The following is a 20,758-nucleotide window of genomic DNA, read 5'->3' as shown; positions in this document are numbered from 1 at the left end:
CTCCGTAGAAAGTGGCTCACTCGACGACGCGGGGTACCAGGTAGAGGCCCTGTTCCACCGCCGGGGCGCAGCGCTGGAAATGGTCGCGCCGGTCGCTCTCGGTGACCTCGTCGGCGCGCAGCCGCTGGGTGGCGTCCAGGGGGTGGGCCAGGGGGGCAACGCCCTCGGTGTCCAGTGCCTGGAGGCGGTCGACCATCTCGAGGATGCGGCCGAGGTCGTCCAGGTAGTGGACGGCGTCTTCGTCGGAGAGGCCGAGCCGGGCGAGATGCGCGGCCCTGAGCACATCAGCGTGTTCAAGCGCCATGAGTCGGGTGTCCTCGATGAGAAAATCAGGCCGCTGAAGGTACCATATTCGGCGTCGCTCGGGCAGGGCCTCGATGTGCCGCTGCCCGGGGGTTTCGCTTGCTGCTGAGGGGGTGCGGTGATACCGTTTGCCTCCGCACAGGGTTCCCGGACTGCACTAGGTAACGACTTCCATGTTCAAACGCTTGAGGGGGCTGTTCTCCAGCGATCTGTCGATCGATCTGGGCACGGCCAATACGCTGATCTACGTCCGCGGCCGAGGCATCGTGCTCGACGAACCATCGGTCGTGGCCATTCGCCAGTCCGGCAACATGCGCAGCGTGGCCGCCGTGGGCTCCGACGCCAAGCGCATGCTGGGCCGCACCCCTGGCAATATCACCGCCATCCGGCCGATGAAGGACGGGGTGATCGCCGACTTCACCGTCACCGAGCAGATGCTCCAGCACTTCATCCGCAAGGTCCATCAGAGCACCTTCCTCACCCCGAGTCCGCGGGTGCTGGTGTGCGTGCCCTGCATGTCGACCCAGGTGGAGCGCCGGGCCATCAAGGAGTCCGCCGAGGGCGCCGGTGCCCGTGAGGTGTTCCTGATCGAGGAGCCCATGGCGGCCGCCATCGGTGCCGGCCTGCCGGTGGAGGAGGCCCAGGGTTCCATGGTGGTGGATATCGGTGGCGGCACCAGCGAGATCGCCATCATCTCCTTGAATGGCATCGTCTACTCCGAGTCGATCCGCGTCGGCGGCGACCGCTTCGACGAGGCGATCATCGGCTATGTGCGGCGCCACTATGGCAGCCTGATCGGTGAGGCCACCGCCGAGCGCATCAAGGAGGAGATCGGCTGCGCCTACCCCGGCGGCGAGCTGCGCGAGATCGATGTGCGCGGCCGCAACCTGGCCGAGGGCATCCCGCGCAGCTTCACCCTCAATTCCCACGAGATCCTCGACGCCCTGCAGGAGACCCTGGCCTCCATCGTCGCCGCGGTGAAGAACGCCCTGGAGCAGTCCCCCCCGGAACTCGCCTCCGATATCGCCGAGCGTGGCCTGGTGCTGACCGGCGGGGGTGCGCTGCTGCGTGACCTGGACAAGCTGATCGCCGAGGAGACCGGCCTGCCGGTGATCGTCGCCGAGGATCCGCTGACCTGCGTGGCGCGCGGCGGCGGCAAGGCCCTCGAGATGATCGACCAGCACACCTTCGAGCTGCTGTCCAGCGACTGACCCGGGGAGACGCGTCATCAAGCCGCTGTTCTCGCATGGCCCGCTGCCTGTCTATCGCCTGCTGGTCTGCGCGATCGTCGCGGTCGGGCTGATGGTCGCCGACTTGCGGTTGACCCGCATGGAGGAGGTGCGCGCCCAGCTCTCCACGGTGGTGGCCCCCGTCCAGTGGGTGGTCAGTCTGCCCAGCAGCGTGCTGAGCTGGGCGACGCTGGCACTCTCCGACCAGCGTGCTCTGGTCGACGAGAATCGGCGGCTGCGCGAGCAGATCCTGACACTCTCTCACCGCGTCCAGCGCATGGCGGATCTCACCGCCGAGAACGTGCGCCTGCGCGAGCTACTCTCCGCCGCTCGCCAGCACGACATGCCCTTCATCACCGCCGAGCTGCTCTCCCTGGACCCCGACCCCTTCGCCCATCAGATGGTGCTGGATCGTGGTCGTCGCGACGGGGTCCATGTGGGGCAGCCGGTGATGGATGCTGCCGGCCTGGTCGGCCAGGTGACCTCGGTCTCGGCCTACTCGAGCCGGGTGCTGATGGTGGCCGATGCGAGCCATGCGCTGCCGGTACGGGTCAATCGCAATGGCCTGCGCTTCATTCTTCAGGGCGGTGGGAGCTACGACCGCCTCAACGTGCTGCATGTCCCCGATACCGCCGATATCCGTGTGGGCGACCTGCTGGTGACCTCGGGCCTGGCGCGACGCTTCCCCCCCGGTTACCCGGTGGCCCGGGTCAGTGAGGTGGTGCACGACCCTGGCGAGCCGTTCGCCCGGGTCAGTGCTGCGCCGGTGGCCCAGCTGCAGCGCTCGCGCCACTTCCTGCTGCTCTTCCCGCCCAGCCAGCTGCGCTTCGATGATCTCGGGTGGGACGGCGACATCGAGGCGATGGCCATCGAGGCAGCCCGGGCGGTGGTCGGCGACGCTGTACGGGCGCCCGCCCCCGAGGACGACGACGAGGAGGATCGCTGATGGCCGCCCCCTCCGCCGCCAATCTGGCGCTGCCGTGGATCTGGTGTTCCCTGCTGCTGGCGCTGTGCCTTCAGGTGATGCCGCTGGCCGAAGGCTGGCAGATCTGGCGGCCCGACTGGCTGGGACTGATGCTGGTCTACTGGTGCATGAAGACTCCCTATCGGGTGGGCGTCTTCCATGCCTTCGTGCTGGGCATACTGCTCGACCTGATCGAGGGGGCGGTGCTCGGCCAGAACGCCCTGCTGCTGTCGCTGCTGGCCTTCCTGTGCGCCCTGGTCTATCCGCGCTTTCGTGCCTACTCGCTGGTCCAGCAGGCCCTGATGGTGCTGGTGCTGCTGGGCAGCGTGCAGCTCCTGGAACAGTGGTTGCGCACTCTGCTCGGCCCCTTCGCCATCCACCTCTCCTTCCTGACGCCGTCGCTGATCGGTGCGCTGCTCTGGCCCTGGTTCGCCACCCTCTTCAATGCCCTGGGGCGGCGCCTGGCCGGCGATTGACCGGAGCCTGTCAATGTCCGCTACCCCCTCTCCCTTGCTCTGCCTGGCCTCCGCTTCGCCGCGGCGCCGCGAACTGCTGGCCTCCATCGGCGTGCCGTTGACGTCTTGTCCGGTGGATATCGACGAGACCCCTCTCCCCGGCGAGTCAGCCGAGGCGTATGTGACGCGCCTGGCCCGGGAGAAGGCGCTGGCCGGTGCGCGCCTCTCTTCGCTGCCGACCCTGGGCTCCGATACGGCAGTCGTCCTCGATGGCGCGATCCTCGGCAAGCCCGAGGGGCCGGCGCATGCGGCCGCCATGCTGCGCTCGCTCGCCGGGCGAGAGCACCGGGTGCTCACCGCGGTGGCGGTCACCGGCCCCGCCGGCCTGCTCGACGCCTGCGTGGCCACCACGGTGGCGATGCGCGAGATCTCGGATGACGAGATCGCCGCCTACTGGGCCAGCGGCGAGCCCGCCGACAAGGCGGGAGGCTATGCCATCCAGGGACGGGCGGCGGTGTTCGTCGAGCATATTGCCGGCAGCCACTCGGCGGTGGTGGGTCTGCCGCTGTTCGAGACCGCCGCGCTGTTGCGCCGCCAGGGGGTGGCGCTGTGGGATGGCGCCCTCGGCTGAGGCCGCGGCCCATCTCTGCGCCTTGGGGGCGGGTCTCTATGTCATAATGGCCGCAAAGCAATCTGGACAAGGATTTCCGCATGAGCGGCGAAGTACTGATCAACCTGACGCCGATGGAGACCCGCGTCGCCGTGGTGGAAAACGGCGTGCTGCAGGAAGCCTTCATCGAGCGCAGCCGGCGACGCGGCATCGTCGGCAATATCTACAAGGGCCGGGTGGTGAGGGTACTGCCCGGCATGCAGGCGGCGTTCGTCGACATCGGCCTCGACCGTGCCGCCTTTATCCATGCCCATGAGGTGATGCCCCCCGGCACCCCGGCCGAGGAGCAGCTCTCCATAGGCCACCTGCTCCACGAGGGCCAGGCGCTGGTGGTGCAGGTCACCAAGGACCCCATCGGCTCCAAGGGGGCGCGGCTCACCACCCATCTGTCGGTGCCGTCGCGCTACCTGGTCTACATGCCCGACGCCCCCCATCACGGCGTCTCCCAGCGTATCGAGGACGAACGTGAGCGTGAGCGCCTGCGCGGCCTGATCGAGGAGGCCCAGGCCCAGCAGAGCCTGGAGGTGGCCGGCGGCTTTATCGTGCGCACCGCCGCCGAGGGGGTGGGCGTCCAGGAACTGGCCGCCGACATGCACTTCCTGCTGCGGCTGTGTCGCAAGGTGAGCGAGCGCAAGGTGACCTCTTCGGCGCCCAGCGTGATCTACGACGACCTGCCGCTGTTCATGCGCATCCTGCGCGACGTGATGCGTGACGACATCGAGAAGGTGCGCATCGATTCCCGGGAGAACTACGTCAAGCTGATCGAGTTCGCCGAGGAGTTCATGCCTGACGCCGTGGAGCGCATCGAGCACTACGCCGGCGAGCGGCCGATCTTCGACCTCTACAGCGTCGAGGACGAGATTCACAAGGCGCTGGGCCGCAAGGTTCAGCTCAAGTCCGGTGGCTACCTGGTGATCGACCCCACCGAGGCGATGACCACCATCGACGTCAATACCGGCGGCTATGTGGGGCACCGCAACCTCGAGGAGACCATCTTCAAGACCAATCTCGAGGCCGCCACCGCCATCGCCCGCCAGCTGCGGCTGCGCAATCTCGGCGGCATCATCATTATCGACTTCATCGACATGGAGGATACCGAGCATCAGCGCCAGGTGCTGCGCATGCTCGAGAAGTCGCTGGAGCGCGATCACGCCAAGACCAAGTGCACCGGGGTCACCGAACTGGGTCTCGTGCAGCTGACCCGCAAGCGCACCCGGGAGAGCCTCGAGCAGACGCTCTGCGAGGCGTGCCCGACCTGCGCGGGCCGTGGCACTCTCAAGACCCCCGAGACGGTCTGCTACGAGATCTTCCGTGAGATCCTGCGCGAGGAGCGTGCCTACAGTGCCGAGACCTACATGGTACTGGCGGCGCAGGAGGTGGTGGACCGCCTGCTCGACGAGGAGTCGGCGGCGGTAGCCGACCTGGAGGAGTTCATCGGCAAGCCGATCCGCTTCCAGGTGGAGGCCCACTACTCCCAGGAGCAGTACGACATCGTGCTGATGTGAGCCCATGGCCATGACTCGCCCGGTGATTCGCTGGACCCTGACCCTGGTGGCCTTGCTGCTGGCGGGGGTGGCGCTGCTGGTGCTGCTGGCGCGCCTGGCGCTGGGGCTGGCCGATGGCCTGGTGCCGCGGCTGGAGGCGCTGCTCTCGGCGCGTTTCGCGGCGGAGGTGCGGATCGCCTCCCTGGAAGGCGGCCTGGCGTACCTCGACCCGCACCTCAGCCTGGATGATCTGAGCCTGAGCACCCGGGAGGGTGACAGGCCGCTGCTGGAGGTCCGGTCGGGCCACCTGCGCCTGGACAGCTGGCAGAGCCTGCGCGAAGGGCTGCCGGTGGTGGAGGATGCTCGCCTCGAGGGCGTGACGTTGCACCTCTACCAGACTCCCGACGGGGGCTGGCACTGGCCCGATCCCGCCGAGCTACCGCCCGAACTGCAGCCCGAAGGCGAGCTCGACCTGGAACGTATCGACTTCTGGGTCGGGGTCCTGCTGCGTCAGCGCGCCTGGGCCGAGCGGGTGAACGTGGTGCTGCATGGCCGTGAACGGCGGGTCGCCTTCGAGGCGCCGCGACTGCTGATGACCGGCGATGACCGACGCGCCCATCTCGAGGGGGAACTGCGCCTGGTGGGCGATCCGGATGTTGCCATGCAGGTGGCCCTGGAGGTGCTGCCGGGCCAGGCCGGATTTCGCGATTTCGGCGCCGCCCTGCAGGCCGAGTTGCGTCTCGACAGCCTGGTGGAGCTGGCCGCGGTGTTGGGTAACAGCCAGCCGCTGCGCCTCGACGAGGCGCGCGGTGAGGCGAGCCTGTGGGGACGCTGGCAAGGCGGCAGCCTGGCCGACGCCCGCCTGGCCCTGGACATCGAACGGCTGGCGGTCAGCCACCGGGACGCGGCGGGAGAGCGCCATGACCTGGAACTCGACAGCGTTACCGGGCGCGGCCAGTGGTTGAAGGGAGAGAGTGGCTGGCAGGCGTGGTTCCAGGGCGACGCCGAGAGTCCCGATGCCAGCGAGCCAGATGTCCCCGCACCTCGCTGGGGCCCGGCCTTGCCCTATCGCTGGCACCTGAGCGGTGATGCCGACGGCTGGTGGCTCAACACCAGTGCCTTCGACCTGGGTTCGCTGGCCGCCTGGCGTGACCGGGTCCCGCTGCCCGAGGCCCTGTCCCGGGTGGTGGACAGCCTCGACCCGCGCGGGCGCGTGATGGGCTTCGGCCTGGGTTTCCAGGAGGGAGAGTGGCAGGCGCGGGCCGCACTGCGCGGGGTGGAGGTCTCGCCCTGGCAGCAGGCGCCGGGCGGTGGGCCCTTCGACATGTGGGTGGAAGCCCGCGGGGGGAGCGGGCTGGTGCGCTTCGTCGGCGGCGACGCCGCCACGCTGCATTTTCCCGAGGTCTTCGCCGGCCCCATGGCGCTCGAGCACGCCTCGGGCGAGGTGCGCTGGGTCTACGATGGCCCGCGCAGCATGGTCAGCGGCCGCGACCTTGTGGTGGGCTGGAACGGCGCCGAGGTCAGCGGCGGCTTCGGCCTCTCCGTCGGCAGTGGTGCCCGGGGTGGTTTCGGCCTGACCCTGGCCCTCGAGGAGGTCGATGCCGTGGAGACACCGCTTATCGAGTGGCTGCCGGTGGGTATCCTCGGTGATGAACTGCACGACTGGCTCGCCGACGGCGTGGCGGGGCGGGTGCCCGAGGGTTCGCTGCGCCTGCATGTGCCGCTCTCAGGGGGCCGCGACGAGCGCGTCGCGGCGAGCTTCGGCCTCGACCTCGCCATTCGCGATGGTCGCCTGCCCATCGCCCCGGGCTGGCCGATGCTGGAGGGCATCGGGGGCCGGTTGCGCCTCGACGACGGCGTACTCGACGCCGAGGTGACCCACGCCGAGAGCCTCGGCGTGGAGGCCCGCGATGGCCGGGTACGCCTGGCCGACGAGCGCCTCGAGGTGGAGGGCCAGCTGGCCACCGAGGCGGCCGGGCTGCGTCGCTTCCTGCTGGCCATGCCGGTGGAGGGGATGGAGGCTCTGGATGCCTGGCAGGCCGAGGGGCGTGCCGAGGGCGCGCTCTCCCTGGCGCTGCCCCTGGCCGAGCCCGAGGGCCTCGAGCTGGATATCGTCACCGAGACCGCCTTCCCGCGCCTGGAGTATCGTCCCCTTGGCCTTGCTTTCCGCGACCTCGCGGGGCCGCTTGCCTGGCGCCAGCGTGGCGACGAGGGCGGTCTCGAGGGACGCATCGAGGGCCAGGCGCTGGGCGGGCCGGTGCAGGCCGATATCGACACCCTGCAGGGTGGTCTCGAGCTTGCCGGCACGGCCGAGACGAGAGCGCTGCTCGAGCTGGGCGGTGTCACCGCACTCGGCGAACGGCTGTCGGGCCGTTTCGACTGGCGCGGACGGCTGGGCGTCGGCGAGAGCGTTTCCTTGCGTCTGGAGAGCACTCTCCAGGGGCTGGCCGCCGACCTGCCTGCCCCGCTGGGCAAGTCGGCGGGGGAGACGCGTCCGCTGCGGCTCGACATGGACCTGACCGAAGGGCGCCTGGAGGGGCGCCTGGGTGAGGCGCTGGCACTGCGCTGGCGGGCGCTGCCGGGTGGCGACAGCGGCCAGGGACAGGTGTGGCTGGGTCGCCCGGCCTCCGGCAGCTGGCCAACGGGGGCGGGCTGGTGGGTCGACGCCTACCTGCCGAGGCTGTCACCCGCCGCCTGGGGCGAGTCGCTCTCCGGCCTGGTGGGTGCCGGCTCGGGAACGGCGGGCGGCGCCCTGAATCTGCGCGAGGCGCGCCTGGCGAGTGACTGCCTGCATCACGATGACCGCTGTCTGGGTTCCTTCTACGCCACGGCACGCCCTCAATCCGGAGGCGGCTGGCGCCTGGCGCTGGATGGCAGCCTGCTGGAGGGGCAGCTCGACTACCGGCCCCAACTCGCCGAGCCCCTGGATATCGGACTGGCTCGGCTCTCCCTGGATGCGCTGATGCCGGGCAGTCGCGAAGTCGGCTCGCTGTTCGACGAGATCGCCACCCCACCCGAGCCGCAGCCACTGCCCGGCTGGGTGGGCGACCTCCCCGACGGTCGCCTGCGTGTTGCCGACAACGAACGCGCCGGCCAGCGGCTGGGCCCCCTGACCGCCCGCTGGCAGGCCACACCCGAGCGACTCACTATCGCGCCCCTGGGGCTGACCCTGGGCGAGGTCAGTGCCCGCGGCGAACTGGTCTGGGAGGCAGCCGGTGCCGGGGCCAGCCTGACCCGTGCGCGTCTCGACCTGGATGGGCGCGACCTTGGCACGGCGCTCGAGCGCCTTGGGCAGGAGGCGGTGATCCGCAGCCAGGAGACCCGGGTCAAGAGTCAGCTCGCCTGGCCGGGGGCCCCCTGGCAGTTTGCCCTGGAGCGCTCCCGGGGCAGCGTGGAGGCGGAGCTGCGTGACGGGCGTTTCGTCAATCTGGAATCCACCCCGGCGCGCCTGGTGGGTCTGCTCAATATCGACAACCTGGTACGTCGCCTGCGTCTGGACTTCTCCGACGTGACCGGACAGGGGACCGCCTTCGATCGTGTCAGTGGCGCGGCGACCCTGTATGGTGGCAGTCTCGAGACACGGGGGCCGGTCGAGGTCGTGGGGCCCGCCACCCGCTTCTCTGTGGATGGCAGCGTCGAGCTGGCACGGCGGGAACTCGACATGCGGCTGGGGGTCACGGTACCCGTCAGCCGCAACCTGCCGCTGGCCGCGGTGATCGCCGGCGCCCCGGTGGTAGGTGGCGCCCTGTTCATTGCCGACCGCCTGTTCGGTGATGCCATCGACAGCGTGACCCGAATTCATTATCGCGTGCTCGGTCCCTGGACCGCGCCGCAGATCTCAGTGGAAAGCGCCGAATGACCCAAGCGAGACACGCACTGCTAGACGAAGCCGCCGGTATCCTGCTGGCTCCCGGCGGCCTCTCCCTGGATGACCTGGATGCTGGCCTTGGCCACGCCATGGGCCCGGGCATCGACTATGCCGACCTCTACTTCCAGCGCAGCTGGCATGAGGGATGGGTGCTGGAGGACGGCGAGGTCAAGGAGGCCAGCTACAATATCGACGGCGGGGTGGGCGTGCGCTCCCTGGCCGGCGAGAAGACCGGCTTCGCCTACTCCAACCAGATCACCGCCGACGCCCTGGGCGAGACCGGGCGCACCGCCGCGGGCATCGTGCGCAGCGGCAAGCGCCTGAGCCTGGGCGTTCCTGTCGCCGTCACGCCCACGGCGCGCTATGCCGGGGTCGACCCGCTCTCAGGCCTCTCTGCCGAGGAAAAGGTCGCCATGCTCAAGGAGGCGGATCGCGTGGCCCGCGCCGCCGATCCCTCGGTCAGCCAGGTCAGTGCCTCGCTCTCCGGGGTCCATGAGGTGGTGCTGGTGCGTGCCAGCGACGGCACCCTGGCGGCGGATATCCGCCCCCTAGTGCGCTTCAACGTCAGCGTGATTGCGGTGCGGGGCGGGCGTCGCGAGCGCGGCAGCGCCGGTGGCGGTGGCCGCTATCCCATGTCGCGCCTGCGCGACGAAGGCGTGGCCGAGCGCTATGCGAAGGAGGCGGTACGCCAGGCACTGGTCAACCTGGAGGCGGTCGACGCCCCGGCCGGCCAGCTGCCGGTGGTGCTGGCACCAGGCTGGCCCGGCATCCTGCTCCACGAGGCGGTGGGTCACGGCCTGGAGGGCGACTTCAACCGCAAGGGCAGCTCGGCCTTCGCGGGACGCATGGGCCAGCGCGTGGCCGCGCCGGGGGTGACAGTGGTGGACGATGCCACCCTGGCCGACCGCCGCGGCTCGATGAGTGTCGACGATGAAGGCACTGCCGGTCAGCGCACCCCGTTGATCGAGGATGGCATCCTGACCGGCTACATGCAGGACAAGCTCAATGCCCGGCTGATGGGCATGGCGCCCACCGGCAACGCACGCCGCGAGTCCTTCGCCCACCTGCCCATGCCGCGCATGACCAACACCGTCATGCTGGCCGGGCAGGACGACCCCGCCGATATCCTCAAGAGCGTCAGGCGTGGCCTCTATGCGGTGAGCTTCGGCGGCGGCCAGGTGGACATCACCTCGGGCAAGTTCGTGTTCTCGGCAAGCGAGGCCTACCTGATCGAAGATGGCCGGATCACCGCCCCGGTGAAGGGCGCGACGCTGATCGGCAACGGCCCCGAGGTGATGGGGCAGGTGTCGATGATCGGCCATGACATGGAGCTGGATAGCGGCATTGGCGTCTGCGGCAAGGAGGGCCAGGGCGTGCCCGTGGGCGTCGGCCAGCCGACCCTCAAGATCGACGAGCTGACCGTGGGTGGTACTGCTTCCTGATCGAGCGAGGGGCGCCGGGGGCAAGCTGAAGAGGAGGTTCGATTCCAGGGAAGGAATCGGTAGCGTACAGGGAGGTATTCACAGCGCCCCCTTGCAAGCTTGCCGCCGGATCAGCCCCGAGCAGTGCGAGACCTACAGCCCCGCGGTATCGCGGATCAGCTTGAACAGCTTGCGGGCGCTGGCCGGGGGCTTGCCCCGTTCGCGCTCGCGCTGGGCATTGCGGATCAGCTGGCGCAGGGCCTGGCGGTCGGCGTCGGGGTAGTCGGCCACGAAGGCCTCCACTGCGGCGTCGCCCTCGTCGACGAGGCGGTCACGCCACTTCTCGAGGCGATGGAAGGCGTGGTCGCGGCGCAGCGTCTCCTGCTCGATCTCGTCGTGGACGGCCCGGATCGCCTCGAGGTCCTCGCGACGCATCAACTTGCCGATGTACTGCATATGGCGGCGTCGCCCCTCGTGGGAGCGGATGCGCGTGGTCTCCTCCACCGCGGCGAGCATGTCGTCGGAGAGCGGAAAGCGCGCCCGCTCGCCGGGTGTCATGGCGATGATCTGTTCGCCCAGCGTCTGCAGCGCCTGCATCTCGCGCTTGAGCTGGGACTTGCTGGGGCGTTCGTCGTTGTCCGGCTGCTGAAGGATCTGGTCGAGCAGCTCGCGGGGAGATTCCTGGGACATGCCGCTTCCATCGGTTGGGGGCTGGGTGTCCCGACAGTATACCAGCCCGCTACACCGGGCTGAGAATGAACATCACAGGCGCGGCCTCTGGGTCCGCCGAAGGAGGATAGAGATGACTCAGGCTTTCGATGCCGTCGCCCAGCAGATCCAGCTGGAGAGCCGTTCCCGACAGGCCGTGGAGCTGGCCCGCAAGCTCGGTGCCGACGCCTGCGAAGTGGGCGCCAGCGTCGACCAGGGCGTCGGTGTCAGCGTGCGCGAAGGGGAAGTGGAGACCGTCGAGCTCTCTCGTGACCAGGGCATCGCGGTGACCGTCTATCTCGGGCAGCGCAAGGGCAGTGCCTCCTCCACCGACGCCGGAGAGGCCTCCATTCGTGCCGTGGTCGAGAAGGCCATCGCCATCGCCCGCTACACCGGCGAGGATCCCGCCGCCGGCCTCGCCGACCCCGAGCTGATGGCCACCCACCTGCCGGATCTCGACGTGCACCACCCCTGGCCGCTGACCACCGAGGAGGCGATCGACCTGGCGCTGGCCTGCGAGGCTGCCGGTCGCGGCAAGGCGGGAATCAAGAGCTCCGACGGGGCCTCGCTCTCCAGCGGCGAGGGGGTGCGGGTCTATGCCAACAGTCACGGTTTCCTGGGCAGCCAGTGCGGCAGCCGCCACTCCCTCTCCTGCATGCTGATCGCCGAGGACGCTGCCGGCATGCAGCGCGACTACGACTTTACCAGCGCCCGGAACCCCCGCGACCTGCTGGCTCCCGAGCGCGTCGGCGAGAGCGCCGCCGAGCACACCCTGCGGCGCCTGGGCGCCCGCCGGCCGGCCACCGGGCGCATGCCGGTACTCTTCGACCCCAACCTGGCCGCGGGCCTGGTCGGCTCGTTGATGGGCGCCATCGCCGGCGGAGCGCTGTTCCGCCAGTCCTCCTTCCTCTGCGACCGCCTCGGCGATGAGCTCTTCCCCGAGTGGTTCAGCCTGCAGGAGAAGCCCATGGAGATCGGCGCCATGGCCAGCTTGCCCTTCGACAACGACGGCGTGCAGACCCGCGACAATGTGTTCATCGAGAACGGGCGCCTGGCCAGCTACATGCTCTCGGCCTACAGTGCCCGCCGCCTCGGCATGCAGACCACCGCCAACGCCGGCGGCGCCCGCAACCTGCGCATCGCGGCGCCGCTGGCCTCACGCGACGAGCTGCTCGCCCGCATGGGGCGCGGCGTACTGGTCACCGAGCTGATGGGGCAGGGCGTCAATGCTGTCACCGGCGACTACTCGCGCGGCGCGGCAGGCTTCTGGGTTGAGAACGGCAAGATCCAGTACCCGGTGGAGGAGTTCACCATCGCCGGTAACCTGGAGGCGATGTTCCGCGGACTGGCCGGCGTGGGCAGCGATATCGACACCCGCGGAAGCATCCATACCGGCAGCTGGCTGATCGACGAGATGACCGTGGCCGGCAGCTAGTCATCCTCGTCGAAGCGGGCCTCGAACAGCGCCTGCACGGCGTCGAGGGCCGTCTCGGCATCCTCCCCCTCGGCGCTGACGGTGAGTTCGGTGCCGCAGGGGGCGGCGAGCATCAGCAGCGACATGATGTTGTCTGCCGCGCCCTGCATGGCGCCATTGGCCACGCAGATGCGTGCGTCGAAGGGCTGGCAGCACTGCACCAGCCGGGTGGCGGCGCGGGCGTGGAGCCCGCGCTTGTTGGTCAGGGTCAGCTTGCGTTGCGGCACGCTCAACTTCCTTGATGAGGTGTGGCGTCGGGGCCGGGCAGGGTGTTCTGGGTGCCCAGCTCACGGTGGCGCAGGCGTACATGGGTCTGGCTCTGTGCCAGCTGCATCGCCAGCCGCTCGGCGATATAAACCGAGCGATGCTGCCCGCCGGTGCAGCCGATGGCCACGGTCAGGTAGCTGCGATGGCTGGCCTCGTAGCTGGGTAGCCAGCGGGTCAGCCAGGCGTGGATATCCTCGAGCATCGCCTGGACCAGGGGATAGCCCTCGAGGAAGGCGATGATCTCTGGGTCCTGGCCGGTGAACGGCCTCAGGCGCGGGTCCCAGTAGGGATTGGGCAGGCAGCGGGCATCGAACACCAGATCGGCGTCGAGGGGCACGCCGCGCTTGAAGCCGAAGGATTCCACGGTCAGGGTCAGCTGCTCGGGGCGATGCCGGGCCACCTGGTCGGCGATGCGACCGCGCAGCTCGTGCACCGACAGCCGTGAGGTGTCGATCACCAGGTCGGCCAGGTCACGGATCTCGGCCAGCGCCTGCTCCTCGGAGTCGATCGCCTCGGCCAGCGTCATCTCGCTTCCGCGGGTTAGGGGGTGGCGGCGCCGGGTGGCAGAGTAGCGCTCGATCAGGATGCGTGCGTCGGTGGTGAGGTAGATCACCTGGCAGTCGATGCCGCGGTCACGCACCTCCTCGAGCAGGCTGGGAAAGCGCTTCAGGGCCTGGGGCAGGTTGCGGGCGTCGATACTGACGGCAATCGAGGAGCGAGGGGACTCGGGGTTGCCCAGCTCGTCGACCAGTGAGCCCAGCAGCATGGCTGGCAGGTTGTCGATGGCGTAGTAGCCGAGATCCTCCAGGGCCTGCAGGGCGATCGACTTGCCCGAGCCGGAACGGCCGCTGATGATCACGAGCTGCATGGGGATCTCCTGGTCGTCCTGGCCGAGCGGGTGCTCAGCCCTGTCGTCGGATGGCCTCGATCAGGCCCTCGTGGAGTTCTCGCTGACTGGTGCTTCGGCGCAGGCGAGTTCGGGTGTCGACGTCGTTCATGATGCCGGCCACCTGGGCCAGCAGGGTCAGGTGGGCAGCATCGGCCTCCTCGGGCACCAGCAGCACGAACACCAGGTCGACGGGCTCGCCGTCGATGGCATCGAAATCCACCGGCTCGGCCAGCTTCAGGAAGCCGGCGATGGGGGCCTTGCAGTGGGGGCTTCTGGCATGCGGGATGGCCACGCCATTGCCGATCCCCGTACTGCCCAGGCGTTCGCGGGCGATCAGCCGCGCGAACACCTCCTGGCTGTCGAGGCTGGGAGTATTCTGGGCAATGAAGGTGCTGAAGAACTCCAGCACCCGCTTCTTGCTCCCCCCGGGCACATCGAAGAGGGTGCGCTCGGGGGGCAGGATGGTTTCGAGAGACGACATCGTGGACTCAGCGAGCGCCGGCGCCCTGGGCGCGGGCCTGAGCCTTTTCCTTGTGCTTGACCAGTTGGCGGTCCAGCTTGTCGGCCAGGGCATCGATGGCGGCGTACATGTCGTTCTCCTGAGCCTCGGCGTGCAGATCGGCACCGGCGGCGTGCAGGGTGCAGGCAGCAGACTGGCGCTCCTTCTCCACCGACAGGGTCACCTGCACGTTGGTGATATTGTCGTAGTGGCGCTCCACGCGCGTCAGTTTCTCGCTGACATAGTCACGCAGGGCATCGGTCAGTTCCACATGATGGCCGGTGATGTTGACTTGCATGACACGCTCCTTGCTCGTTGGTTGTGCTTCGATTGTAACCCTTTTTCCTGCCTTGCATACCCCCCGTGCTGACGCCCTGGATGCCCGTGATGACGCGGGTCATGCCAGCCGCTTGCGTTCGCTGGAGGAGGGGATGCCCATGGCCTCGCGGGTAAGCTTTGGAGAGTGCCACGGTGCGGCGCCGCGCGGGGTTATCCCAGCCGCTTGCGTTCGCTGGAAGAGGGGATGCCCATGGCCTCGCGGTACTTTGCTACGGTGCGGCGCGCGACCTTGATGCCGGCTTCGTCGAGCAGGCTGACCAGCTTGCTGTCGGAGAGCGGCTTGCGTGGCGGTTCCGCCTGGATCAGCTTGCGGATGTGTGCGCGGATGGCGGTGCTGGAGTGGGCGTCGCCATCGCCCTCGCCACGGACCTGGCTGGAGAAGAAGTACTTGAGCTCGAACACCCCCCGCGGCGTGTGGATGAACTTCTGGGTGGTGACCCGCGAGATGGTGGATTCGTGCATCTCCACCGCCTGGGCGATATCGGCCAGGATGAGTGGCTTCATCGCCTCTTCGCCGCGCTCGAGGAAGTCGAGCTGGCGGGCCAGGATCTCACGGCCCACTCGCAGGAGGGTGTCGTTGCGGCTGGACAGGCTCTTCATCAACCAGCGCGCCTCCTGGAGGTGCTCCTTCAGGAACTGGTTGTCGTCACTCCTGTCGGCGCGGCGCACCAGGGCGGCGTAATCGGGTTGAATGCGCAGCCTTGGCAGTGCCTCGGGGTTGAGTTCGACGTGCCAGCCACCCCGGTCGTGGAAGGCGACGAGGTCGGGGATCACATAGTCGTCGGTCACGCTGGCAAAGGCACTGCCGGGTCGTGGGTCCAGACCTCGCACCAGGCTGATGGTGGCGTCGAGCGTGGCATCGTCCAGCCCCAGACGCCGTTTGAGCAGGCGTCGGTCGCCGCTGGCCAGGGCCTCCAGGAACTGGCGTACCAGGCGCCGCGCCTGGGGCAGCAGCGGTGTGTCGTCGGGGAAGGCGGCGAGCTGCAGCTGCAGGCATTCGCGCAGGTCGCGTGCGAAGATGCCGGTGGGTTCGAACTGCTGCAGGCGCAGCAGCACCCGCTCCATCTCCGGGCTGCGCAGGTCGGCAAGGCCCTGCTGCTTCAGGCCGTCACGGATCTCGTCGAGGGGGGCGGCCAGGTAGCCGGCATCGTCCACGGCATCGATCAGGCTCTCGGCGATCTGTCGTGCCCGGGGATCGAGGTCGCTCATCGCCAGCTGCCAGGCGAGGTGGCTCTGGAGGCTCTGGCCCTGGGCCTGGCGCTCGAAATCGGGCCCCTCACCGCCGGCGGGCGCGCCCAGGTCCTGGTAGGTGTCGGACCAGTCGCTGTCGGTGACGAGCTGTTCGGGAATCTCGTTTGCCCAGTCGTCTTCCGCGGGCTCCTGAGTGGCCTGCTCGCCGAACCCGTCGTCGAGCTCCAGCAGCGGGTTGTTCTCCATCGCCTGCTGGATCTCCTGGCGCAGGTCCAGGGTGGAGAGCTGCAGCAGGGCGATGGCCTGCTGCAACTGGGGTGTCATGGTCAGCTGGGTGCCGACCCGCAACTGCAGGGATGCCTTCATGGCCATGGCAGGCGTCCTCCTGGCGTGTCGGAAAGCCTTACCCTAGCGCCTGGCCTCGCAGGGCGCAATAAGTCTTTAAGCAATAATCATGCCATTGATGGATTGCCCGCCGGAATATGAATATAGTGAGGCGCTTGTTCCGGCCGGTGATCACAGGCGGAAGTCTTCACCGAGGTAGACCTCGCGCACCCTCTGGTTGGCGAGGATCGATTCAGCGTCGCCCTCGGCGATGATCTTGCCGTCGCCGACGATATAGGCGCTGTCGCAGATGTCGAGGGTGTCGCGGACGTTGTGGTCGGTGATCAACACGCCGATGCCGCGGGCCTTGAGCTGGCGGATGATGCCCTTGATCTCGCCCACCGAGATCGGGTCGACCCCGGCGAAGGGCTCGTCGAGCAGGATGAAAGCGGGTTCCGTCGCCAGCGCCCTGGCGATCTCCACCCGGCGCCGCTCTCCGCCGGAAAGGCTCATGCCCGGGTTGTCGCGAATATGCGTGACATGGAACTCCTCGAGCAGCTGTTCCAGGCGTGCGCGACGGCCCTCCCGGTCGAGATCCTTGCGGGTCTCGAGGATGGCCATGATGTTGTCGGCCACCGACAGCTTGCGGAAGATCGAGGCCTCCTGGGGCAGGTAACCGATCCCCGCCCGGGCTCGCTCGTGCATGGCGGCCCGGGAGAGATCCAGGTCATCGATGGCCACCGAGCCCGCATCGGCACGCACCAGTCCCACGATCATATAGAAGGAGGTGGTCTTGCCGGCGCCGTTGGGCCCCAGCAGTCCGACGATGCTGCCCTGGGGGATAGACAGACCGATGTCCTGCACCACGCGGCGGCGCTTGTAGCTCTTGGCCAGGTGACGGGCGTGTAGGGTCTTCATGGCATCCTTACTGCTGTTCCGGCTGGAGCGTCATGCGGATTCGCTGGCTGCCTTCGACGCCTTCGGCATCGGCGCGGGCCTGCACCACGCGGCGGTCGAGGAAGTACTCCAGATAGCCGCCTTCGAAGGTGTCGCCGCCCTGGTGGAGCTCGGCGCGATCGATCAGCTCCACGCGGCGTTCGGCCACGTGGTAGATGACGGTGCGGCCCCACCCCTTGACCACCGGCTCGGCGGGATCGGGCTGCTGTTCGAGGTAGGCCCGTTCGCCGGTGGCGGTGGCCAGGGAGAGCTCGCCGGCCGCGTTGCGGCGGATCTCCACTCGGTTGCCGGTCAGGCGCATGCTGCCCTGGCGGATATCCACGTTGCCGGTGTAGACGGCGGTGCCGGCGCGGTCGTCCAGGTCGAGGCGGTCCGCCTCGACCAGGATGGGGGCATTGGCATCCTGATTCTGGGACTGGTTCTGTGCCTGGCTGGCGGGGGCGATAGCCAGCGCCAGCAGCAGTGCACAGGCCAGTGTGGAGAGCGGATGGCGCGTCATGGCGAGGACTCCTCGGCTGTCTCGGGCGGATGGTGGCCGCGCACATTGTCGGTCAGGCGCGCCCGGTTGTCATGAAGCCAGGCGTCGAAACGCTCGCCGCTCATGCGCTGGGGGGGCTGGCGCAGCGTGGCCGGGGTGGTGCTCCAGGCATGCCCGGTGTCGGCATCGTAGTGCAGCGTCTCGGTCTCGAGCTCCCAGCGCTCAGCGGGGGCGCGCAGGCGGGCGTCACCGTCGAGCAGCAGCGGGTTGCCTCCCGCCCCCAGCTCGCCGCGCTCGGCCTCGGCCAGCCATAGCCGACCCTCGCGGTCGTGGAGCCGGGCAAGCGGCGTCTCCAGGCGGGTCACGTCGTCTACCGGGGTATGCACCAGCCGCGGCGTGGTCACCCGCTGGTGGGGCCGGCCCTCGCTGTCGAAGCGGGTGAGGCGGGCATTCTCGAGGTAGAAGTCGGGTTCGCCCGCGGCATCGCGCGGTACCTGACCGGTGGGGCTGGGGTCGCGCAGGTCGAGCAGCGCCAGGCCTCCGCCCAGCGCCAGCAGCAGCAGGGTCAGCCAGGTGCGAAAGCCGGGGCGCGGCAGGGCCATGATCTCAGCCGGCCCCGTGGAGGTAGGTGTCGATCACCGCGTCCCAGTGGCCCTGGGCGCGCAGCAGGGTGTCGGCGATCTCGCGGGCGGCGCCCTGGCCGCCGCTGCGTTCGGTGACCCAGTCCGCGTGCTTCTGGATATAGGCTGGTGCATTGGGCACGCTGATGCCCACGCCGGCACGGCGGATGGCGCCGACATCGGGCATGTCGTCGCCACAGTAGGCCACCTGGTCGAACTCCAGGCCCAGGCGTGCGGTGAGCTCCCGCAGCACCGGCAGCTTCTTCTCCACACCCTGGAAGACATGCTGGATGCCCAGGGCAGCGGCGCGGCGACTCACGGTGGGGGATTCACGGCCGGTGATCAGCGCGACCTGAATGCCGGCACGCTTGAGCAGCTTGAGGCCGTGACCATCCTGGACATTGAAGGCCTTGATCTCGATGCCGTCGGCCTGGAAGTAGAGCTGGCCGTCGGTGAGCACGCCGTCGACATCAAGCGCGAGCAGGCGGATGCGGCGCAGGCGGTCGGTCAGCAGCGGATCCTGCAGGGGGGAGGTATGGGTCATGGGGACTCCGTGTCGTTGAGGTCAGATCACGCCGCTGGCGAGCAGGTCGTGCATATGCAGGGCGCCCACGGGGCGGCCCTCGTCATCGACCACGGCCAGGGCGGAGATGCGGTGGTCTTCCATCAGGCTTACCGCCTCGGCGGCCAGGGTCTCCGGGGAGACGCGCTTGCCGGGGCAGGTCATCACCTCATCCACGGTCAGCCCGGTGAGGTCACTGTGCTGGTCCAGGGTGCGGCGCAGGTCGCCATCGGTATAGACCCCGGCGAGGCGGCCGTCGGGAGCTACCACGCAGGTGAAGCCCAGCCCCTGGCGGGTGATCTCCAGCAGGGCGTCGCGCAGCGGACTGCCCAGTGCCACCCGGGGCAGCCTGTCACCCGAGTGCATCAGGTCACCGACGCGCAGCAGCAGCCGCTTGCCGAGGCTGCCCCCGGGATGGGAAAGGGCGAAGTCCTCGGCGGTGAAGCCGCGCGACTCCAGCAGGGCCACGGCCAGGGCATCCCCCATGGCCAGGGCGGCGGTGGTGGAGGCGGTCGGGGCGAGGTCGAGAGGACAGGCCTCGCGTTCGACACCGACATCGAGATGCGCCTCGGCGTGGCGGGCCAGGCTCGAGGCCGGGCGGCCGGTCATGCTGATCAGCGGCACCTTCATGCGCTTGAGCAGCGGCAGCAGGGCGGTTACCTCGGCGGTCTCGCCCGAGTTGGAGAGGGCCAGCACCACGTCGCCAGGCGTGATCATGCCGAGGTCGCCGTGGCTGGCCTCGCCGGGATGCACGAAGAAGGCCGGCGTGCCGGTGCTGGCCAGGGTGGCAGCGATCTTGCCCGCGATATGGCCCGACTTGCCCATGCCGGTGACCACCACCCGGCCGTGGCAGGCCAGGATCAGTTCGCAGGCGCTGTCGAAGGCGTCATCGAGGCGCGCCACCAGGGCGCCCACGGCCTGCTGCTCGAGGCGAAGGGTGCGTTTGGCGCTGTCACGGAGGGCCGAACCGGCCGAGGGGGTATCGGATGTCATGGCGACGATTGTTGCCTGTTCGAGGGGTTCACTCAAGAGCCGCCGCCCAGACTGGTCGTGCCGAGCCAGATCAGGTAGCCGAAATAGCTGGCCGCCAGTGCCGCGCCGGGGAGGCGACCCAGATGGTTGCGGCGGTGCCACAGCAGCAGGGCGCCGAGTACCAGGGTCAGCACCAGCAGCAGCGGATAGTCACGCTCGCCGGCGGCGGGGTCGGTCGGGCCCGGCGCAAGCAGGCCGGGTACCGGCAGTACCGCCAGCAGGTTGAAGAGGTTGGAGCCGATGATATTGCCGATGGCCAGGTCGTGGTGTCGCTTGAGGGCGCTGGCCACGCAGGCCACCAGTTCGGGCAGGCTGGTACCGATGGCGACAATGGTCAGGCCGATGACCAGCTCGCTGACCCCCATGCTGCGGGCCAGTTCGCTGGCCCCCCACACCAGGCCCCGGGAGCCGGCGACCATCACCGCGAGGGTCGCCACCAGCCACAGCAGTGCACGCGCCAGCGTCATGTCGGGTATCTCGCCTGCCACTTCCTCCTTGGCGTCCGGGGTATCGGCACGGAACAGCCACCACAGGCTGAACACCAGCAGGGCGATGAGCAGCGCGGCATCTATCCGCCCCAGGTGACCGTTGGCCAGGGCGTAGCCGGCCAGTCCGGTGGCGCCGAGCAGCAGCGGCAGCTCGCGGCGCACGATGGAGAAGCGTACCGGGATTGGCACCACCAGCGCGGTGATGCCCAGCACCAGCCCGATATTGGCGATGTTGGAGCCCAGGGCGTTGCCGGTGGCCAGGTCGGGAATTCCGTCCAGGGACGCCATCAGCGAGACCACGATCTCGGGCGCCGAGGTGCCCAGGGCGACGATGGTCATGCCCACCAGCATCGTGCTCATGCCGGCGCGGCGGGCGGTGGCGGCCGCCGCGCCGACGAAGTGGTCGGCGCTCCACAGCAGGGCCACGAGGCCTGCGGCGACGGCGATCAGGGGAAGCAGCATGGAAAGCGTCTCGTTCGTTCGGCCAATGTCGGAAGGGCGCCATTAAACGTGCTGGCCAGCAGTGGTGCAAGCCG

The 20,758-nt window shown here is 69.0% G+C and carries 21 protein-coding genes; 8 read left to right on the top strand and 13 right to left on the bottom strand.

Translation table 11 applies throughout. The features are described 5' to 3' along the window. Positions 1 to 16 precede the first annotated feature (16 nt). Positions 17 to 304 carry an Asp-tRNA(Asn)/Glu-tRNA(Gln) amidotransferase subunit GatC gene (gatC, locus tag GRB96_RS12320; protein ID WP_161432417.1) on the bottom strand — a complete coding sequence of 96 codons (288 nt, stop codon included), beginning with the start codon at positions 302 to 304 and terminating at the stop codon, positions 17 to 19. Positions 305 to 476: 172 nt separating this feature from the next. On the opposite strand from gatC, the gene GRB96_RS12315 reads away from it, so the two are divergent. The 7 genes from GRB96_RS12315 to tldD all read left to right on the top strand — a co-directional run bounded on the left by GRB96_RS12315 (position 477) and on the right by tldD (position 10,415). Then, positions 477 to 1,514 (top strand): rod shape-determining protein, encoded by a 1,038-nt coding sequence (locus GRB96_RS12315; RefSeq protein WP_023005904.1) that lies wholly within the window; start codon positions 477 to 479, stop codon positions 1,512 to 1,514. A 58-nt stretch (positions 1,515 to 1,572) separates the two neighbouring features. Continuing rightward, positions 1,573 to 2,478, top strand: coding sequence for a rod shape-determining protein MreC (mreC, locus tag GRB96_RS12310; protein WP_240894272.1), 906 nt, complete (start codon positions 1,573 to 1,575; stop codon positions 2,476 to 2,478). Continuing rightward, positions 2,478 to 2,972: a rod shape-determining protein MreD gene (gene mreD / locus GRB96_RS12305; RefSeq protein WP_161432416.1), complete on the top strand. Its 495-nt coding sequence runs from the start codon at positions 2,478 to 2,480 to the stop codon at positions 2,970 to 2,972. Before mreC ends, mreD begins: the two co-directional genes overlap by 1 nt. A 13-nt stretch (positions 2,973 to 2,985) precedes the next feature. Next, positions 2,986 to 3,582 carry a Maf family protein gene (locus GRB96_RS12300; RefSeq protein WP_161432415.1) on the top strand — a complete coding sequence of 199 codons (597 nt, stop codon included), beginning with the start codon at positions 2,986 to 2,988 and terminating at the stop codon, positions 3,580 to 3,582. A gap of 80 nt (positions 3,583 to 3,662) precedes the next feature. Beyond that, the gene (rng, locus tag GRB96_RS12295; RefSeq protein WP_161432414.1) at positions 3,663 to 5,126 is read left to right on the top strand and encodes a ribonuclease G; all 1,464 of its coding nucleotides are present in this window, start codon (positions 3,663 to 3,665) and stop codon (positions 5,124 to 5,126) included. A gap of 4 nt (positions 5,127 to 5,130) precedes the next feature. Next, complete coding sequence (locus tag GRB96_RS12290) at positions 5,131 to 8,964, top strand: YhdP family phospholipid transporter (RefSeq protein ID WP_161432413.1); 3,834 nt, start codon at positions 5,131 to 5,133, stop codon at positions 8,962 to 8,964. Then, positions 8,961 to 10,415 carry a metalloprotease TldD gene (tldD, locus tag GRB96_RS12285; protein WP_161432412.1) on the top strand — a complete coding sequence of 485 codons (1,455 nt, stop codon included), beginning with the start codon at positions 8,961 to 8,963 and terminating at the stop codon, positions 10,413 to 10,415. The genes GRB96_RS12290 and tldD overlap by 4 nt, the downstream gene beginning before the upstream one ends. Before the next feature lie 132 nt (positions 10,416 to 10,547). Here the strand turns inward: tldD and yjgA are convergent, their stop codons facing one another. After that, on the bottom strand, positions 10,548 to 11,084 hold the full coding sequence (gene yjgA / locus GRB96_RS12280) for a ribosome biogenesis factor YjgA (protein ID WP_161432411.1): 537 nt from the start codon (positions 11,082 to 11,084) through the stop codon (positions 10,548 to 10,550). Positions 11,085 to 11,196: 112 nt separating this feature from the next. On the opposite strand from yjgA, the gene pmbA reads away from it, so the two are divergent. Then, positions 11,197 to 12,537, top strand: a complete 1,341-nt coding sequence (gene pmbA / locus GRB96_RS12275; protein WP_161432410.1) for a metalloprotease PmbA — start codon at positions 11,197 to 11,199, stop codon at positions 12,535 to 12,537. Here the strand turns inward: pmbA and GRB96_RS12270 are convergent. From GRB96_RS12270 to GRB96_RS12220, 11 genes are all read right to left on the bottom strand, one after another. Beyond that, positions 12,534 to 12,803, bottom strand: coding sequence for an HPr family phosphocarrier protein (locus GRB96_RS12270; protein WP_161432409.1), 270 nt, complete (start codon positions 12,801 to 12,803; stop codon positions 12,534 to 12,536). The genes pmbA and GRB96_RS12270 overlap by 4 nt on opposite strands. Before the next feature lie 2 nt (positions 12,804 to 12,805). After that, positions 12,806 to 13,711 carry an RNase adapter RapZ gene (rapZ, locus tag GRB96_RS12265; RefSeq protein ID WP_161432408.1) on the bottom strand — a complete coding sequence of 302 codons (906 nt, stop codon included), beginning with the start codon at positions 13,709 to 13,711 and terminating at the stop codon, positions 12,806 to 12,808. Positions 13,712 to 13,745: 34 nt separating this feature from the next. Continuing rightward, complete coding sequence (gene ptsN / locus GRB96_RS12260) at positions 13,746 to 14,213, bottom strand: PTS IIA-like nitrogen regulatory protein PtsN (protein WP_161432407.1); 468 nt, start codon at positions 14,211 to 14,213, stop codon at positions 13,746 to 13,748. A gap of 7 nt (positions 14,214 to 14,220) precedes the next feature. Next, a complete protein-coding gene (gene hpf / locus GRB96_RS12255) occupies positions 14,221 to 14,529 on the bottom strand; it encodes a ribosome hibernation-promoting factor, HPF/YfiA family (protein WP_161432406.1) in 309 nt (102 codons plus the stop codon). 191 nt (positions 14,530 to 14,720) lie between these two features. Beyond that, a complete protein-coding gene (locus GRB96_RS12250) occupies positions 14,721 to 16,133 on the bottom strand; it encodes an RNA polymerase factor sigma-54 (RefSeq protein WP_161432405.1) in 1,413 nt (470 codons plus the stop codon). Positions 16,134 to 16,277: 144 nt separating this feature from the next. After that, positions 16,278 to 17,003 (bottom strand): LPS export ABC transporter ATP-binding protein, encoded by a 726-nt coding sequence (lptB, locus tag GRB96_RS12245; protein WP_161432404.1) that lies wholly within the window; start codon positions 17,001 to 17,003, stop codon positions 16,278 to 16,280. A gap of 7 nt (positions 17,004 to 17,010) precedes the next feature. Next, the gene (gene lptA / locus GRB96_RS12240) at positions 17,011 to 17,541 is read right to left on the bottom strand and encodes a lipopolysaccharide transport periplasmic protein LptA (protein WP_161432403.1); all 531 of its coding nucleotides are present in this window, start codon (positions 17,539 to 17,541) and stop codon (positions 17,011 to 17,013) included. Then, complete coding sequence (gene lptC, locus GRB96_RS12235; RefSeq protein ID WP_161432402.1) at positions 17,538 to 18,122, bottom strand: LPS export ABC transporter periplasmic protein LptC; 585 nt, start codon at positions 18,120 to 18,122, stop codon at positions 17,538 to 17,540. Before lptC ends, lptA begins: the two co-directional genes overlap by 4 nt. A 4-nt stretch (positions 18,123 to 18,126) precedes the next feature. After that, positions 18,127 to 18,684 (bottom strand): KdsC family phosphatase, encoded by a 558-nt coding sequence (locus tag GRB96_RS12230; protein ID WP_161432401.1) that lies wholly within the window; start codon positions 18,682 to 18,684, stop codon positions 18,127 to 18,129. Between the two features lie 21 nt (positions 18,685 to 18,705). Continuing rightward, positions 18,706 to 19,695, bottom strand: a complete 990-nt coding sequence (locus GRB96_RS12225; protein WP_161432400.1) for a KpsF/GutQ family sugar-phosphate isomerase — start codon at positions 19,693 to 19,695, stop codon at positions 18,706 to 18,708. A gap of 32 nt (positions 19,696 to 19,727) precedes the next feature. Further along, the gene (locus GRB96_RS12220; RefSeq protein ID WP_161432399.1) at positions 19,728 to 20,684 is read right to left on the bottom strand and encodes a calcium/sodium antiporter; all 957 of its coding nucleotides are present in this window, start codon (positions 20,682 to 20,684) and stop codon (positions 19,728 to 19,730) included. Positions 20,685 to 20,758 lie beyond the last annotated feature (74 nt).

The organism is Halomonas alimentaria, from assembly GCF_009902005.1.
Taxonomy (GTDB): Bacteria; Pseudomonadota; Gammaproteobacteria; order Pseudomonadales; family Halomonadaceae; genus Halomonas; species Halomonas alimentaria.
This window is presented reverse-complemented; position numbering and strand designations above follow the sequence as displayed.

Coding starts and splice junctions, on each gene's coding strand:
- ptsN (WP_161432407.1), bottom strand. CDS start 14,213: ATGTCGTCTCTCGAAACCATCCTGCCCCCCGAGCGCACCCTCTTCGAT.
- yjgA (WP_161432411.1), bottom strand. CDS start 11,084: ATGTCCCAGGAATCTCCCCGCGAGCTGCTCGACCAGATCCTTCAGCAG.
- gatC (WP_161432417.1), bottom strand. CDS start 304: ATGGCGCTTGAACACGCTGATGTGCTCAGGGCCGCGCATCTCGCCCGG.
- GRB96_RS12230 (WP_161432401.1), bottom strand. CDS start 18,684: ATGACCCATACCTCCCCCCTGCAGGATCCGCTGCTGACCGACCGCCTG.
- tldD (WP_161432412.1), top strand. CDS start 8,961: ATGACCCAAGCGAGACACGCACTGCTAGACGAAGCCGCCGGTATCCTG.
- GRB96_RS12290 (WP_161432413.1), top strand. CDS start 5,131: ATGGCCATGACTCGCCCGGTGATTCGCTGGACCCTGACCCTGGTGGCC.
- pmbA (WP_161432410.1), top strand. CDS start 11,197: ATGACTCAGGCTTTCGATGCCGTCGCCCAGCAGATCCAGCTGGAGAGC.
- GRB96_RS12300 (WP_161432415.1), top strand. CDS start 2,986: ATGTCCGCTACCCCCTCTCCCTTGCTCTGCCTGGCCTCCGCTTCGCCG.
- rapZ (WP_161432408.1), bottom strand. CDS start 13,711: ATGCAGCTCGTGATCATCAGCGGCCGTTCCGGCTCGGGCAAGTCGATC.
- rng (WP_161432414.1), top strand. CDS start 3,663: ATGAGCGGCGAAGTACTGATCAACCTGACGCCGATGGAGACCCGCGTC.
- lptB (WP_161432404.1), bottom strand. CDS start 17,003: ATGAAGACCCTACACGCCCGTCACCTGGCCAAGAGCTACAAGCGCCGC.
- mreD (WP_161432416.1), top strand. CDS start 2,478: ATGGCCGCCCCCTCCGCCGCCAATCTGGCGCTGCCGTGGATCTGGTGT.
- GRB96_RS12315 (WP_023005904.1), top strand. CDS start 477: ATGTTCAAACGCTTGAGGGGGCTGTTCTCCAGCGATCTGTCGATCGAT.
- GRB96_RS12250 (WP_161432405.1), bottom strand. CDS start 16,133: ATGGCCATGAAGGCATCCCTGCAGTTGCGGGTCGGCACCCAGCTGACC.
- GRB96_RS12220 (WP_161432399.1), bottom strand. CDS start 20,684: ATGCTGCTTCCCCTGATCGCCGTCGCCGCAGGCCTCGTGGCCCTGCTG.
- hpf (WP_161432406.1), bottom strand. CDS start 14,529: ATGCAAGTCAACATCACCGGCCATCATGTGGAACTGACCGATGCCCTG.
- lptA (WP_161432403.1), bottom strand. CDS start 17,541: ATGACGCGCCATCCGCTCTCCACACTGGCCTGTGCACTGCTGCTGGCG.
- lptC (WP_161432402.1), bottom strand. CDS start 18,122: ATGGCCCTGCCGCGCCCCGGCTTTCGCACCTGGCTGACCCTGCTGCTG.
- GRB96_RS12225 (WP_161432400.1), bottom strand. CDS start 19,695: ATGACATCCGATACCCCCTCGGCCGGTTCGGCCCTCCGTGACAGCGCC.